The organism is Acidovorax sp. GW101-11A03 (assembly GCF_059424825.1).
The window spans coordinates 63454-78313 of record NZ_JBWKZU010000019.1 but is presented as its reverse complement, the minus strand read 5'-3'; the positions used below and the strand labels follow the sequence as shown (position 1 = coordinate 78313).

Annotated in this window: 13 protein-coding genes; 3 read left to right on the top strand and 10 right to left on the bottom strand. The window is 66.4% G+C overall.

The annotated features are described in order from the left end of the window. On the top strand, positions 1-558 hold a 558-nt coding region (locus tag AC07Z7_RS10560), incomplete at its 5' end, for a uracil-DNA glycosylase family protein (protein WP_494766225.1). 182 nt (positions 559-740) lie between these two features. Next, positions 741-1727: a magnesium/cobalt transporter CorA gene (corA, locus tag AC07Z7_RS10555; protein WP_063461711.1), complete on the top strand. Its 987-nt coding sequence runs from the start codon at positions 741-743 to the stop codon at positions 1725-1727. Positions 1728-1930: 203 nt separating this feature from the next. Here corA and AC07Z7_RS10550 read toward each other — a convergent pair whose 3' ends face one another. The 9 genes from AC07Z7_RS10550 to AC07Z7_RS10510 form a co-directional block, all read right to left on the bottom strand. Next, on the bottom strand, positions 1931-2686 hold the full coding sequence (locus AC07Z7_RS10550) for a 5'-methylthioadenosine/adenosylhomocysteine nucleosidase (protein ID WP_494766224.1): 756 nt from the start codon (positions 2684-2686) through the stop codon (positions 1931-1933). A 133-nt stretch (positions 2687-2819) separates the two neighbouring features. Further along, positions 2820-4499: a long-chain-fatty-acid--CoA ligase gene (locus AC07Z7_RS10545; protein WP_094291847.1), complete on the bottom strand. Its 1680-nt coding sequence runs from the start codon at positions 4497-4499 to the stop codon at positions 2820-2822. A 96-nt stretch (positions 4500-4595) separates the two neighbouring features. Next, complete coding sequence (gene pntB, locus AC07Z7_RS10540; protein ID WP_252658148.1) at positions 4596-6008, bottom strand: Re/Si-specific NAD(P)(+) transhydrogenase subunit beta; 1413 nt, start codon at positions 6006-6008, stop codon at positions 4596-4598. A gap of 34 nt (positions 6009-6042) precedes the next feature. Then, positions 6043-7650 carry a Re/Si-specific NAD(P)(+) transhydrogenase subunit alpha gene (locus tag AC07Z7_RS10535; RefSeq protein WP_094291849.1) on the bottom strand — a complete coding sequence of 536 codons (1608 nt, stop codon included), beginning with the start codon at positions 7648-7650 and terminating at the stop codon, positions 6043-6045. Between the two features lie 60 nt (positions 7651-7710). After that, positions 7711-8250, bottom strand: a complete 540-nt coding sequence (locus AC07Z7_RS10530; protein ID WP_494766223.1) for a phenylacetic acid degradation protein — start codon at positions 8248-8250, stop codon at positions 7711-7713. A gap of 66 nt (positions 8251-8316) precedes the next feature. Then, entirely contained in the window at positions 8317-9021 is a 705-nt protein-coding gene (locus AC07Z7_RS10525; RefSeq protein WP_494766222.1) for a hypothetical protein, read from the bottom strand. 292 nt (positions 9022-9313) lie between these two features. Further along, positions 9314-10378, bottom strand: a complete 1065-nt coding sequence (gene fba, locus AC07Z7_RS10520; protein WP_094291852.1) for a class II fructose-bisphosphate aldolase — start codon at positions 10376-10378, stop codon at positions 9314-9316. Between the two features lie 79 nt (positions 10379-10457). After that, on the bottom strand, positions 10458-11846 hold the full coding sequence (locus AC07Z7_RS10515; protein ID WP_494766221.1) for a histidine kinase dimerization/phospho-acceptor domain-containing protein: 1389 nt from the start codon (positions 11844-11846) through the stop codon (positions 10458-10460). Further along, positions 11843-12547 carry a response regulator transcription factor gene (locus AC07Z7_RS10510; protein ID WP_063461702.1) on the bottom strand — a complete coding sequence of 235 codons (705 nt, stop codon included), beginning with the start codon at positions 12545-12547 and terminating at the stop codon, positions 11843-11845. Before AC07Z7_RS10510 ends, AC07Z7_RS10515 begins: the two co-directional genes overlap by 4 nt. A 76-nt stretch (positions 12548-12623) precedes the next feature. Between AC07Z7_RS10510 and AC07Z7_RS10505 the strand changes: the two genes are divergently transcribed. Then, positions 12624-13364: a phosphatase PAP2 family protein gene (locus AC07Z7_RS10505; protein ID WP_494766220.1), complete on the top strand. Its 741-nt coding sequence runs from the start codon at positions 12624-12626 to the stop codon at positions 13362-13364. A gap of 19 nt (positions 13365-13383) precedes the next feature. Here the strand turns inward: AC07Z7_RS10505 and pyk are convergent, their stop codons facing one another. Next, positions 13384-14820, bottom strand: a complete 1437-nt coding sequence (pyk, locus tag AC07Z7_RS10500) for a pyruvate kinase (RefSeq protein WP_094291912.1) — start codon at positions 14818-14820, stop codon at positions 13384-13386. Positions 14821-14860: the final 40 nt, after the last annotated feature.

The window sequence follows — 14860 nt, the reverse complement described above, 5'->3', positions numbered from 1 at the left end:
CTGCCGCCCCCGCCCGCCAGCCACCCTGCCGCGCCCGCCGCAGGCCCAGGCGCTCCGGCGTTGCTGTTGCATGCCCCCCGGGCGCTGTATCCCACGGCCGACCCGGCGCAGACGCCAGCGGACCTGGGCAGCGGCTGGCTGATCGTGGCGGAAAGCCCGAGCCCTGCCGACCCGCTAGGCGGCGATGCCGGGCGCCTGCTGGACAACATGCTGCGCGCCATGCAGCTGCACAAGCACCCGCGCGTCTACTTTGCGGCGCTGGAGCGGCCCGGGCCCGGCACCGAAGCCAGCGCCCACATCCCCGCCACCCTGGCCGATGCCGTGACCACGCTGCAGCCCGCCATGGTGCTGGTGCTGGGCCATGTGGCCGCGCGCGCCGCCCTGGGCCGCACCGAGCCGCTGGGCCGCCTGCGGGCAGGCCCGCACGAGCTGGCGGGTTGCCCTGCGGTGGTGACCTACGACCCGGCCTTTTTGCTGCGCTCGCAGGACACCAAGGCCGCCGCCTGGGCCGACCTGTGCCACGCCCTGGCGCTGGTGCGGGGCGCTCGCGCCGCGTGATCCCGCCTAACGTGGCCGCCCGGCGCCCTCCCGGTGCCATAATCCGCGACTTGTCCATTTTTGACGGAGACAGCTCCTTGGAAACCTACCCGAGTTGGTAGCTTTCCGCTCCCCGGCCTGCCGTGGGGCTGAAAGCACCCCACAACCCCCACCGCAGATGCCACACACAAGGGAGTGAGCCCATGCTCAACATCTTTACGCTCGCCAATGGCCGGCTGTTCCAGGAAGAAATCGAGTCCCTGGAAGAGCTGACCAAGTTCCAGCCGATCTGGGTGGACCTGGAAGCCCCCACGCTCGAAGAAAAACGCTGGATCAAACAGCACTACGGCCTGTCCATCCCCGAGGATGCGATGGACGAGGACATCGAGGAATCCGCCCGCTTCTACGAGGAAGACAACGGCGAGTTGCACATCCGCAGCGACTTTTTGATCGACGACGACGAAGACCCGCGCTCGGTCCGCGTGGCCTTCATCCTGAACCAGCACAACACCAACCTCAAGAGCCGGGGCGTGCTGTTCTCCATCCACGACGAAGACGTGCCCGTGTTCCGCCTGCTGCGCATGCGCGCACGCCGCGCGCCGGGCCTCATCGAGGACGCCAAGGAAGTGCTGCTCAAGCTGTTCGACGCCGACGCCGAGTATTCGGCCGACACGCTCGAAGGCATCTATGACGAGCTGGAAAAGGTCAGCACCCAGGTGCTGGCCGGCGACGTGACCGACGCCCGTGCGGGCGAGGTGCTGGCCGCCATCGCACGCCAGGAAGACTTGAACGGCCGCATCCGCCGCAACGTGATGGACACGCGCCGCGCCGTGAGCTTCATGATGCGCTCCAAGATGCTCAACGCCGAGCAGTTCGAGGAGGCCCGCCAGATCCTGCGCGACATCGAGTCGCTGGACAACCACACGGCGTTCCTGTTCGACAAGATCAACTTCTTGATGGACGCCACGGTCGGTTTCATCAACATCAACCAGAACAAGATCATCAAGATCTTCTCGGTGGCCAGCGTCGCCTTGCTGCCGCCCACGCTGATTGCGAGTGTGTACGGCATGAACTTCAAGTTCATGCCCGAGCTGGACTGGTCGCTGGGCTACCCGTATGCGCTGGGGCTGATGCTGGCCAGCGCGCTGGGGCCCATGTGGTACTTCCGCAAGCGCGGCTGGTTGAAGTAGCCCCCCTGTGGCGCTGCGCGCCTTCCCCCCCGAGGGGGGACGCCACCCGAGGCCCGGCAAAGCCGGTTCCTAGGTGGCGCTGGTATGGGGCACGCCCTTGGCTGAGTGCCGCTACGACAGACACTACAGGCGGATTGTTTGCTGAAAATTTGAGAAAAATTCGGCCCCTGCGCCCGTCCACATTACCTTTTAAGCTATTAAATTTATAGCTTTTGAAGCAATGTCTGCACGATGTGTTCGGCATAGCGGCTGGCGACGGTCTGCACGAACAGCGCGAAGTCGCCGTGGGCGGTGTCGTCGGCGCGGTCGGAGATGGTGCGCACGGCGGCGAAGGGCAGGCCGTAGTCCTGGCAGACCTGGGCCACGGCGGCGCCTTCCATCTCCACGGCCAGCACATCGTGCCCGGCGCTGCGCAGTGCGGCGCGCAGCTGGATCGACTCGGCAGCGGTGGAGACAAAGCGGTCGCCGCTGGCCACCAGGCCGTGGTGCACGCGGTGGGGCGCCTGGTCGGGCAATTTTTTCAAGCCAAGTTGGCTGCTACCGCCTGCCACACATGCCTTTGCAGCTTCCAAAAGCAGAGCAGTCAAGGCCGGATCGCAAGGCAGGCGGCTGCGCGCATAGCCCGGCAACTCCCAGCGCGGGAACAGGGGCGAGGCGTCCATGTCGTGCTGGATGTAGTCCTGCGCGACCACCACATCGCCCACGTTCACCCCGTCCCCCACGCCCCCGGCCACCCCGGTGAACACGATGCGTGCCACCCCAAAATGCTCGATCAGCGCCGTGGCCGTGGTGGCGGCCGCCACCTTGCCGATGCCCGACAGTGCCAGCACCACGCGCCGGTCGTTCAGCTCGCCCCGCCAGAAGGCGCGGCCTGCGTGCATCACGCGCTGCGGGTGGGCAAGGTGCTCGACCAGGGAGCTTTGCTCTTCGGTCAGCGCACTCAGGATGGCGGTACTCATACAAAAACCCTCAAACTTGCCATGGCACCGGGGCGCACAGCAGTAGCCGCTCGTGGCGCGGCCATGAAAAAAGGCGGCCGAAGCCGCCTGTGGATTGTGGCGCGCAAAAGCCCGCGCGCCGCCACGCCCGGGGTTACTTCTTGTCGCGCAGCTCGCGCCGCAGGATCTTGCCCACAGGGGTCTTGGGCAGATCCGTGCGGAACTCGATCACCTTGGGCTGCTTGTAGCCCGTGAGTTCGCGGCGGCAGAACTCCTTGACCTGGGCTTCGGTGAGCGCCGGGTCTTTCTTCACGATGACGAGCTTCACGGCCTCGCCGGTCTTTTCGTCGGGCACGCCCACCACGGCGCATTCAAGCACACCGGGGCAGTTGGCGACGACTTCCTCGACCTCGTTCGGGTACACGTTGAAGCCGCTGACCAGCACCATGTCCTTCTTGCGGTCCACGATCTTGAAGAAGCCGCGTGCATCCATGATGCCGATGTCGCCGGACTTGAAGTAGCCGTCGTCGGTCATGACCTTGGCGGTTTCGTCGGGGCGCTGCCAGTAGCCCGCCATCACCTGCGGGCCCTTGATGGCGATTTCGCCCGGCTCGCCCAGCGTGGTGACCTCGCGGCCCTCGTCATCCAGCAGCTTCATGTAGGTGCCCGGGATCGGCACACCGATAGTGCCGGTGTACTCGGTCGCCGTCACGGGGTTGCAGCTGGTCGAGGGGCTGGTTTCCGACAGGCCGTAGCCTTCGCAGATGGGGCAGCCGGTCTTCTCCAGCCAGAGCTTGGCCACGGCACCCTGCACCGCCATGCCACCGCCCACCGAGACCTTGAGGTTCTTCCAGTTGACGGTGTTGAAGTCAGGGTGGTTGGCCAGGCCGTTGAACAGCGTGTTCACGGCCGGGAAGCTGTGGAAGGTGTGCTTGGACAGTTCCTTGAGCACCGCAGGCAGGTCGCGCGGGTTGGGGATCAGGATGGTCTTGCCGCCCGTGCGCATGCTCAGCATCATGTTCACGGTGAACGCGAAGATGTGATACAGCGGCAGCGCGCACACGGCCGTGGGCTGCTCACCGGCGGGCACCTTGCTCATCACGGGCGAATTCCAGGCCTCGGACTGCAGCACGTTGGCGAGGATGTTGCGGTGCAGCAGCACCGCACCCTTGCTCACGCCCGTGGTGCCGCCGGTGTACTGCAGCAGCGCGATGTCGTCGGGCTTGATGTCGGGCTTCTTGAGCGTGCTGCGCGTGCCCTGGGCCACGGCCTGGTTGAAGCGCACGGCTCCCGGCAGGTTGTAGGCGGGCACCATCTTCTTGACGTTGCGCACCACGTAGTTGACCAGCGCGCCCTTGAGCAGGCCCAGCTGGTCGCCCATGGCGCACAGCACCACATGCTTGACGGGCGTGTGCGCGATGCACTGCTCCAGCGTAGCGGCGAAGTTCTCGATGATGACGATGGCCTTGGCGCCCGAGTCCTTGAGCTGGTGCTCCAGCTCGCGCGGGGTGTACAGCGGGTTCACGTTGACCACCACAAACCCTGCGCGCAACACGGCGGCTACGGCAACGGGGTACTGCGGCACGTTGGGCATCATGATGGCCACGCGGTCGCCCTTGACCAGGCCCAGGCTTTGCAGGTAGGCCGCAAACGCGCTGGAGAGCGAGTCGGTCTGGCCGTAGGTGACCTCCTTGCCCATGAAGCTGTAGGCCACACGGTCGGCGTACTTCTTGAATGCCTCGTCCATGAGGGCGACAAGGGAGGTGTACTGCGAGGTGTCGATGTCGGCGGGAACCCCTTGCGGATAGGCGGCCAGCCATGGGCGGTCGGTCATGTGTTTTGTCTCCTGGTAAGTTTTTAGTGGCGGTGATTGGACCGTGCCGTCATTTTCAGCACGGTCGTGCTTTTTTCCACCGGTGAATTATGCCCGTCAGCCCTTGAGCGCGGCGAGCACTTCGTCGAGCATTTTCTTGGCATCGCCGAAGAGCATGCGGTTGTTGTCCTTGTAGAACAAAGGGTTGTCCACCCCCGCATACCCCGAGGCCATGGAGCGCTTCATCACGATGGAGGTCTTGGCCTTCCACACTTCGAGCACCGGCATGCCGGCAATCGGGCTGGTGGGGTCGTCCTGCGCGGCGGGGTTCACGATGTCGTTGGCGCCGATGACCATGGCCACGTCGGCTTCGGGGAAATCTTCGTTGATCTCGTCCATCTCCATCACGATGTCGTAGGGCACCTTGGCCTCGGCCAGCAGCACGTTCATGTGGCCGGGCATGCGACCTGCCACCGGGTGGATCGCAAACCGCACGTTCGTGCCCTTCTCGCGCAGGGTCTTCACGATCTCGTTGACCGTGTGCTGCGCCTGGGCCACGGCCATGCCGTAGCCGGGCACGATGATCACGCTCTTGGCATCGCGCAGCAGTTCGGCCGTTTCCGTGGCCGCCACCGGCACCACCTCGCCCTGCGGCTCGGCGGCATCGCCCTTCTTGGCCGGGGCGCCGCCGCCAGAGCCAAATCCCCCGGCAATCACGCTGATGAAGTTGCGGTTCATCGCATTGCACATGATGTAGGACAGGATGGCCCCTGAGGAGCCCACCAGCGCGCCGGTCACGATGAGCAGGTCGTTGCTGAGCATGAAGCCCGTGGCCGCCGCCGCCCAGCCCGAATAGCTGTTGAGCATGGACACCACCACCGGCATGTCGGCGCCGCCGATGGCCATGACCATGTGGATGCCGAACAGCAGCGCAATCACCGTCATCACCGTGAGCGGCAGCATGCCCTGCTCCACCGTTTCAGCACGCAGGAACTCGCGGCCGAACCAGATCACGATCAGCAGCGCGGCCAGGTTAAGCCAGTGGCGGCCGGGCAGCAGCAGCGGCTTGCCGCCGATCTTGCCGTTGAGCTTGCCAAAGGCGATCAGCGAGCCGCTGAACGTGACCGCGCCGATCAGGATGCCGACGTAGATCTCCACCTCGTGGATGATTTTTTCGGCCCCTTGCAGCTGGATCGAGGTATCGACGTAACTCGCAAACCCCACCAGGCAGGCGGCCAGGCCCACCAGGCTGTGCATGAGTGCGACCAGCTCGGGCATCTGCGTCATCTTGACGACCTTGGCCGCATACAGGCCGATGCCGCCGCCAATCACCAGCGCGCCGACGATCCAGGCGATGCCGCTGCTGCTCACGCGCGGGCCAAACACGGTGGCCAGCACGGCCAGCGCCATGCCGACCATGCCGAACAGGTTGCCCCGGCGCGAGGTTTCGGGGTTGGAGAGCCCGCCCAGGCTCAGGATGAACAAAATGGCCGCGCCCAGGTAGGCGACGGTGGCGAGACTTTGGGACATGTTCTGTGCTCCTCGTTGTTCTTGTCGTTGTCTTTTACTTGCGGAACATGGCCAGCATGCGGCGCGTGACCGCAAAGCCGCCGAACATGTTGATGGCCGTGAGCACAGTGCCTGCAAAGGCCAGCCAGAGGATGAGCCCGTCGGGCCGCCCGTTCACGCCTGCTTCGGGCGGTGCGATCTGCACCAGCGCACCGATGGCGATGATGCTGGAGATGGCGTTGGTCACGCTCATCAGCGGCGTGTGCAGCGCAGGCGTCACATTCCACACCACCATGTAGCCGATGAAGCAGGCCAGCACGAACACGGTGAAGTGGCCCAGGAACGCGGCAGGCGCATAGGCGCCGATGAACCAGAAGGCCACGGCGGCTACGGCAAACAGGATCGCCAATGTCTTGGCGGGCAGCGGCGCGCTGCTGCCATGGCCATGTCCACCCTTCTTCTGCTCCACAGGCGCCGCAGCGGCCTTGGGTGCGGGGGCAGGGGCCTGTTTGAGCGGTGGGGCGGGCCAGGTGATGGCGCCGTCCTTGACCACGGTGAGCCCACGGATCGCGTCGTCCTCCATGTTGACCACGGCCACGCCGTCCTTGGCCTTGCACAGCTCCTCCGTCAGGCGCAGCAGGTTGGTGGCGTACAGCGTGGACGACTGCTTGGCCAGGCGCGATGCCAGGTCGGTGTAGCCCACGATGGTCACGCCATGGCGCACCACGGCCTCGCCAGGCACGGTCAGCTCGCAGTTGCCGCCCTGTTCGGCCGCCATGTCCACGATCACGCTGCCGGGCTTCATGCTCTGCACCATCTCGGCGGTGATGAGCTTGGGGGCGGGCTTGCCCGGGATCAGCGCGGTGGTGATGATGATGTCCGCGTCCTTGGCCTGCTCCGCGTACATCTTGCGCTGCGCAGCCTGGAAGCCCTCGCTCATGACCTTGGCATAGCCGCCGCCGCCCGAGCCTTCTTCCTCGTAGTCCACCTTCACGAACTCGCCGCCCAGCGACTTGACCTGGTCGGCCACTTCGGCACGCGTGTCGTTGGCGCGCACGATGGCGCCCAGGTTGGCCGCCGTGCCGATGGCCGCCAGGCCCGCCACGCCAGCGCCAGCAATGAACACCTTGGCCGGTGGCACCTTGCCCGCAGCCGTGATCTGGCCATTGAAGAAGCGGCCAAAAGCGTTCGCCGCCTCGATCACGGCGCGGTAGCCGCTGACGCCTGCGGTGGACGTGAGCGCGTCCATCTTCTGGGCGCGCGAGAGCGTGCGCGGCAGGCAGTCGATGGCGAGTACCGTGGCCTTTTTCGCCGCCAGTTGCTGCATCAGATCCGGATTCTGTGCAGGCCAGATGAAGTCGATGAGCGTCGTCCCCTCGCGCATCAGCGCCACTTCGCCGCTGCTGGGCGGGCGCACCTTGAAAACGATGTCCGACCCGGCCCACAGCGCCGCAGCACCGTCCACCACCTCCGCCCCTGCGGCGCGGTAGGCGTCATCGCTGAAGTTGGCGGCCTCACCAGCCCCCGACTCCACGGCGACCGTGAAGCCCAGCTTGACCAGTTTTTCCACCACATCGGGCACGGTGGCCACGCGCTTTTCGCCAGGGAAGGTTTCCCTGGGGATGCCTATGCGCTGCGGCTGCGGGACGGGGCTGGTCTGCATGGGAGGTCTCCTCGAAGTGATGAAATCTTTTTGGCCAGGGCCGGCGCGACTGCCGCAGCGTCAGCCCGCCCAGGGGCGCGCAGCGGCCTGCTTCTGGGCAAAGCAGGCGTCCACGGCCTCCAGGAGCTGCTGCTGCGCAGCGCTGGTGGGGGGCACGATCTGCGCCGCGCCCTGCATCACGGAGCGCAGGGTCTGCACGTGGTAATCGGTGAACTTTTCGATGCTGCGCTCCAGCACAGCGGGCACTTCAGTGGGCGCCAGCGCGCGGTTGCGCAGCATGTGGGAGCTGGCCACCCAGAGGTTGTTCGCATCGGCATCCCCCAGGCCCAGGTGCTGGCGCAGCAGGGCCAGCACGCCTTCTTTCTGCTCCACAGTCACCGCGCCCGTCGCCTGCACCATGGCCAACGCCATCACCGCCACCACGTCCACCGGGTGCTCCAGCGCGTACAAGGGCGGTGTCGTGACCTTCTTGGCCCAGGCGCGGCGGCGGAAAAAGGCCAGCGGGTTCAGCCAGCCCACATCAATGCCAAAACGGCGCAGGGCCTCCATCGCCATCGTGAAGGTGATGATGAGCCCCAGGATTTGCAGGATCACGCCCATGGTGAATCTCCCTCTCTCATGTTGTCTTGCTGTCTTATTTATTGTTTGGCTGTCTGTTTGCGCCGCTTATTTTTTGGATGCGGCTTCGGCAAACGGGAACGGTGGCACGGCCAGGTAGCCGTCCATCATGCTGACACTCAGGCGTGCGGCCTGGGCCAGGTCCTGGCCCCACTGCTGGGCGGGCCGCCCCGCGACCAGGAACTCGTCGTTGTTGCGGGGCCGGGTGCCCAGCAGCCGCTGGTCCACCAGCGCATCCACCACCACCCAGGCACCAGTGGGGGTGGCGTAGCGGTAGCTCAGGTACGAATACGGCTGTTTCAGCACGATCTGGCGGCCGCTCAGCCATTGGGCCAGGTCGGGGCGGTTCTTTTCCAGCCACTGGGCACTGCTGCCCCAGTTCTTGAGGCGCAGGCAGTCTGCACGCACAGGACTGCCAGCCGCTGCATCCACCACCGTCACATTCTGCTGGGGCGGGCAGTCACCGGGCCCGATCGGAAACCCGGCCAGGTCGCCGGTGCGGTTGGTCTGCACACGCAGCACGGCCAGCCATTCCCCTTGCGCACTGCTCAGGCCCACGGCCCGGGTTTGCAGCGTGGCACGGGCTTCATCGGTGGAGCCCAGGTCTTGCCAAGCCCCCGGCGGCAGCACGAGGCGCGCACGGCCCACGGGGTACTCCGCCTTGGGCGGAACGGTCAACGGCGCACATCCAGCCATCAGGACAGCCAGGGCGCAGGGCAACAGATACCGGAACTTCGAAATCATCAGAGTCATAGAAAAAGGTTCATGCGGATTCGCCTTCCATCATCCCATCCAATGCCACCCCATTCCGTTCGGGTAGAGCAAAACCGGTAGGGTATTTGCGGTGCACGCCCTGGTATCAGACCCTGCACAGCCCCTTCCGGAAAAGCTGACCGCGAGCTTACATGAAGAAATTCTTATCGCTGTCGCCTTTGTCTGATGTAGAGGGAACTCCCCAGCCCAGGTCCCGTTCAGGCAAAAAAAAGCCTGGCTGCAGAACGCAGCCAGGCTGTGCAGGGCCCTGCGGGGGCCTGTGCCGGGGGAATCAGTTCACCACTTGGGCCAGCGCCCCCGAGGCGTACTGGGCGGCCACCACCTGCAGGCTGTGGCCCTTGATCTTGGCGCCCTGGCCTTCGCAGCCGAACTCCAGGTAGCGGGCCTTGCAGACCTGCTTGGCGGCTTCGCGGGCGGGCTTGAGCCATTCGCGTGCGTCGAACTTGTCGGGGTTCTCGGCCAGGAACTTGCGCACCGCGCCGGTCATGGCCAGGCGGATGTCGGTGTCGATGTTGATCTTGCGCACGCCGTGCTTGATGGCTTCCTGGATCTCCTCGACGGGCACGCCGTAGGTTTCCTTCATCTTGCCGCCGTACTGGTTGATGATGGCCAGCAGCTCGGCGGGCACCGACGAGGAGCCGTGCATCACCAGGTGGGTGTTGGGAATGCGCTTGTGGATTTCCTTGACGCGGCTGATGGCCAGGATGTCGCCCGTGGGCTTGCGGCTGAACTTGTAGGCGCCGTGACTGGTGCCAATGGCAATGGCCAAGGCATCCAACTGGGTGGCCTTCACAAACACGGCCGCTTCTTCGGGGTCGGTCAGCATCTGGCTGTGGTCCAGCTTGCCCTCGGCGCCAATGCCGTCTTCCTCACCGGCTTCGCCGGTTTCCAGGTTGCCCAGGCAGCCCAGTTCACCTTCCACCGTCACGCCCACCTTGTGGGCCATGTCCACGACCTTGCGGGTCACTTCCACGTTGTATTCGAAGGACGAAGGCGTCTTGCCGTCTTCCATCAGCGAGCCGTCCATCATCACCGAGCCAAAGCCCAGATCGATGGCGCCGGCACACACCTTGGGCGAGGTGCCGTGGTCCTGGTGCATGACCAGCGGGATGTGGGGGAAAGCCTCGACTGCCGCCTGGATCAGGTGCTTGATAAAGGGCTCGCCCGCGTACTTGCGGGCACCGGCGCTGGCCTGCAGGATGACTGGAGCACCCACTTCGTCAGCGGCGGCCATCACGGCCTGGACCTGCTCCAGGTTGTTGACGTTGAAGGCAGGGATGCCATAGCTGTTGGCTGCGGCATGGTCGAGCAGTTCGCGCATCGAAACGAGAGGCATGGTCGTGGGGTCCGTTGAGGGTTGGGGAAGGCGCTGTGAGCCGGGCTGGGCGGTGGTAACCGCTTGGTAACCCGCGATTTTAACCGGGGGGCGTGACCACCGCAGGGGGCAAATCCAACCGGAAACAGGTGGTAAAGGGCGGCACGGCGGGCGCCGGGCCAAATTCACCACCATGGATGTCTGCCACCCGCCGCAGGATTTCATGGCCCAGGTGCAGGCTGTCCGGGGGGCTTCCCACACCTTCCGCAGGGGGGCCATCGACCCGGCTGCGGGCGCCGTCGTCGCATACCTGCAGCCATGCACCGCCCCCTTCGGAGGCCCCCACCTGCACGGCGATGTGTGTGCCCTCCGGTGTGTGCTTGAGCGCGTTCTCCACCAGGTTGCGGGCCGCAATGTCCAGCAGCAGCACATGCCCGGACACCCAGAGTGCCTGCGGCGCCGACAGCGCGATGTCATCCCCCCGCTGCCAGGCTGCCTGGGCAAAGTCGGCGCAGACTTGGCGGGCCACGGCACACAGGTCCACCGGCGCCTTGGCCTCGTGCAGCTCGGCCCGGCTCGCGCGCGCCAGGGCCAGCAGCTGATTGAGCACATGCCCCGCCCGCAGCGCGTCCTGGCCGATGCGGGCAATGGCCTGGGCCCGGGCGTCCGCGTCCAGCGCCCCGCCCAGGGCGCTGGCCTGCAGTGCGATGGAAGACAGCGGCGTGCGCAGCTCGTGCGCGACTTCATTGGCCAGTCGGCGCTCACGCACCATGGCGGCCTGCTGCCGGTCCAGCAGGGTGTTGATCGACGCCACCACCGACTCGAACTCGCTCCAGGCATGGCGCGAGGCCAGGCGCTGCGTGCTGGCGGGGTCCAGTGCCGCCACGTCGGCCGACAAGGCATACAGCGGGCGCAGGCCGCGCCACAGAGCGAGCCCCAGGGCCAGGGACACCACGGGCAGCAGCCACAGGCCGGGCTCGATCATCTGCTCGGCAATGTCCTGGGCCAGCTCGTCCCGCTCGCGCAGTTCCAGCAGCACCATGACCTTGCGCTCGCGCGCCGCATCCCATTGCGAAAAGCTGCGCCACACCACCCCCTCCGCCCCCAGCACCATGTTGGCAAACCCTTCGGCAGCGCTGAAAGCGGGCATGGGGGCCGAGCCGCTGTGGTGCAACAGACGCCCCTGCGCATCCCACTGCACCACGCTGAGCGATTGCTGGTAGTCATGCGACTTGAGCCAGGGCGTGGCCACGCGCGGTGTGACCTGGGGTGCCTCGCCCACCGCATTGGCGCGCAGGTTCAGCAGCAGCGCCGACACGCTGGCCAGGTGCCCGTCGGTCAGCTCGTCCGCCTCGTGCACGCCCGTCTGGTAGCCCATGAACACAAAGCTGCCCCACACCAGCACCAGCGCGCCCAGCGACCACAGCAGCAGCTGGCGGGTCAGCGACGGCCTGCGCACACCGTTGCTGGGCGGTGCGGCAGCGCTCATGCGGCGGCCTCCTGGGGCATGAAGTAGCCCACGCCGCGCATGGTCTGGATGCTGGCGCTGCCCAGCTTGCGCCGCAGGTGGTGGATATGGACCTCCACCGCATTGCTCTCGATGGCTGCGTCCCAGCTGTACAGGCGCTCCTCGATCTGCTGGCGCGACAGCACCCGCCCGCGCGCCTCCAGCAGCACCAGCAACACCGAAAACTCCCGGGGCGACATCTCCACCAGCCTGCCGCCCTGGTGCACAGTGCGCGCCGCGGGGTCCATCTCGATATCACCATGGCGGATGGTGGGCGACGCACGTCCTGCAGCCCGGCGCAGCAGGGCGCGCAGGCGCGCATCCAGCTCATCCATGTCAAAAGGTTTGGCCAGGTAGTCGTCGGCGCCCCCGTCCAGCCCTGCAATGCGCTGGTGCACCTGGTCGCGGGCCGTGACGATGAGCACAGGGGTGGAGGGATCGGGCAGGACCGCTGCAGCCGACGCGCCCGCAGCCGGGCTCAGGCGCAGCCGCCGCAGCAGCTCCGCGCCGTCCCCGTCGGGCAGCCCCAGGTCCAGCAGCACGGCATCAAAACGCTCTGCGCGCAATGCCCCCCAGGCGCTGGCCACGCCATCGCACACATCCACCGCATAGCCACGCTGCTGGAGGTTGGTGCGCAGGCCCGTGGCAATGCCCGCATCGTCTTCGACAACGAGTATTCGCATGGCGCCATTGTCACCGCGTGCAGCGCACCGGGGGCCATTAAGACGGTGTTAAGTGGCGGACCCTATGGTCCCGGGGATGATGACCATGCAGCCCCCGTCCCACCGTTCGGCCCACCGCCCCCGCGCCCTGTTCCTGTGGACCCTCTGCCTCCTGGCCGCCGTGGTGGCCTGGGACCTGGGCGGGCAGGACGTTCCACTGGCGCGCCTGTTTGGTTCGGACACCGGGTTTCCGATGCGGGACCACTGGTTCTTTGTGCAGGTGCTCCATGAAGGCGGGCGCCGCCTGGGGTGGCTGCTGGTGCTGCTGCTGGCGCTGGGGGTGTGGTGGCCCCAGGGCGTGCTGCGGCGGCTGGATGCGGGCGAGCGCCTGCAAATGGCCCTGAGCGCCCTGCTGGCGCTGGCGGCCGTGAGCATAGGCAAGAACCTGAGCACCACCAGCTGCCCCTGGGATCTGGCGGAGTTCGGCGGCGTGGCGCGCTACGCCTCCCACTGGGCGCTGGGGGTGATCGACGGTGGTGGCGGGCGGTGTTTTCCTGCGGGCCATGCCTCGGCTGGGTTTGCCTTTGTCGGGGGCTACTTCGCGCTGCGCCACAAGGCCCCCATTGCCGCACGCTGGTGGCTGGCGGGTGCAGTGATCGCGGGCTTGGCGCTGGGTGGTGCCCAGCAGGTGCGGGGCGCACATTTCATGAGCCACACGCTGTGGACCGGCTGGCTGTGCTGGACGGTGGGCTGGCTGTGCGACCTGGCCGCGTCGGCCCTGCGCCCACGCCTGGCGGCGTTGTCTCTCGCCAACGACCCGCCGCAGGCAGCCAGCTAACGGCTCAGAACCTGGCCAGTCAGCTCGCCACGCAGATCTTCAGCATGTTGGTGCCGCCCGGCGCGCCCATGGGTTCGCCGCAGGTGATGGCGTACACATCGCCCTTCTGCACGATGTTGCGGCTCTTCAAGTGGCGCTCGGCCTGGTCCAGCGCGGTGTCGCGGTCGGCGCTGGTGTCCATGAGCAAAGGGCGCACGTTGCGGTACATGGCCATCTTGCGCTGCGTGGCCACCTTGGGGGTGAGGGCGTAGATGGGGATGCGGATGCTGTGGCGGCTCATCCACAGCGCCGTGGCGCCGCTATCAGTCATGGCCACGATAGCCTTGGCGCCCAGGTGGTGGGCCGTGAACAGCGCACCCATGGCGATGGACTGGTCGATGCGGCCAAAGGTCTGGCCGGTGAAATCGGCATCCAGCTGGTGGTCTTCCGCCGCTTCTGCGGCTGCGCAGATGGTGGCCATTTCTTCCACGGTTTCGAGCGGGTAGCGGCCTGCGGCCGTCTCGGCGCTCAGCATCACGGCGTCGGTGCCGTCCAGCACGGCGTTGGCCACGTCACTCACCTCGGCGCGCGTGGGCACGGGGTTGGTGATCATGCTTTCCATCATCTGCGTGGCGGTGATGACCACCTTGTCCATGTCGCGCGCCATGCGGATCATCTTTTTCTGCAGCGCGGGCACGGCAGCGTTGCCCACCTCCACGGCCAGGTCGCCGCGCGCCACCATGATGCCGTCGCTCACGCGCAGGATGGCTTCGAGGTGCGGGATGGCTTCGGCGCGCTCGATCTTCGCGATCAGGCCCGGCTTGTGGCGGAACTCGGAGGCTGCCACGTTGCACAGCTGGCGCGCCATTTCCATGTCGGTCGCGTTCTTGGGGAAGCTCACCGCCACGTAGTCGGCCTGGAAGCTCATGGCCGTGCGGATGTCTTCCATGTCCTTGGCCGTGAGGGCCGGTGCCGTGAGGCCGCCACCCTTCTTGTTGATGCCCTTGTTGTTGGACAGCTCGCCACCCACCTTCACCGTGGTGTGCACGGCCTCGCCACGCACGGCATCCACCGTGAGCACGATCAGGCCATCGTTGAGCAGCAGCACATCGCCCGCCTTCACGTCGCGCGGCAGCTCCTTGTAATCCAGGCCCACGCCTTCGATGTCGCCCAGCTCGGTGCGCGAGGCATCCAGCACAAATTGGGCGCCGGATTCGAGCATCACCTTGCCTTCGGCAAACTTGCCCACGCGGATCTTGGGGCCCTGCAGGTCGGCCATGATGGCCACCTCGCGGCCCGCACGCTGGGCGGCAGCGCGCACGGTGGCGGCGCGGTCGATGTGGTCCTGCGCCTTGCCATGGCTGAAGTTCAGCCGCACCACGTTCACGCCCGCTCGGATCATGGCCTCCAGCAGCGCCGGGTCACTCGATGCGGGGCCCAGGGTGGCAACAATCTTGGTGGCGCGGCGGGTAGGCATGGACATGTCTCTTTCTCTCGGTCGTTGAGGATGTAATCGA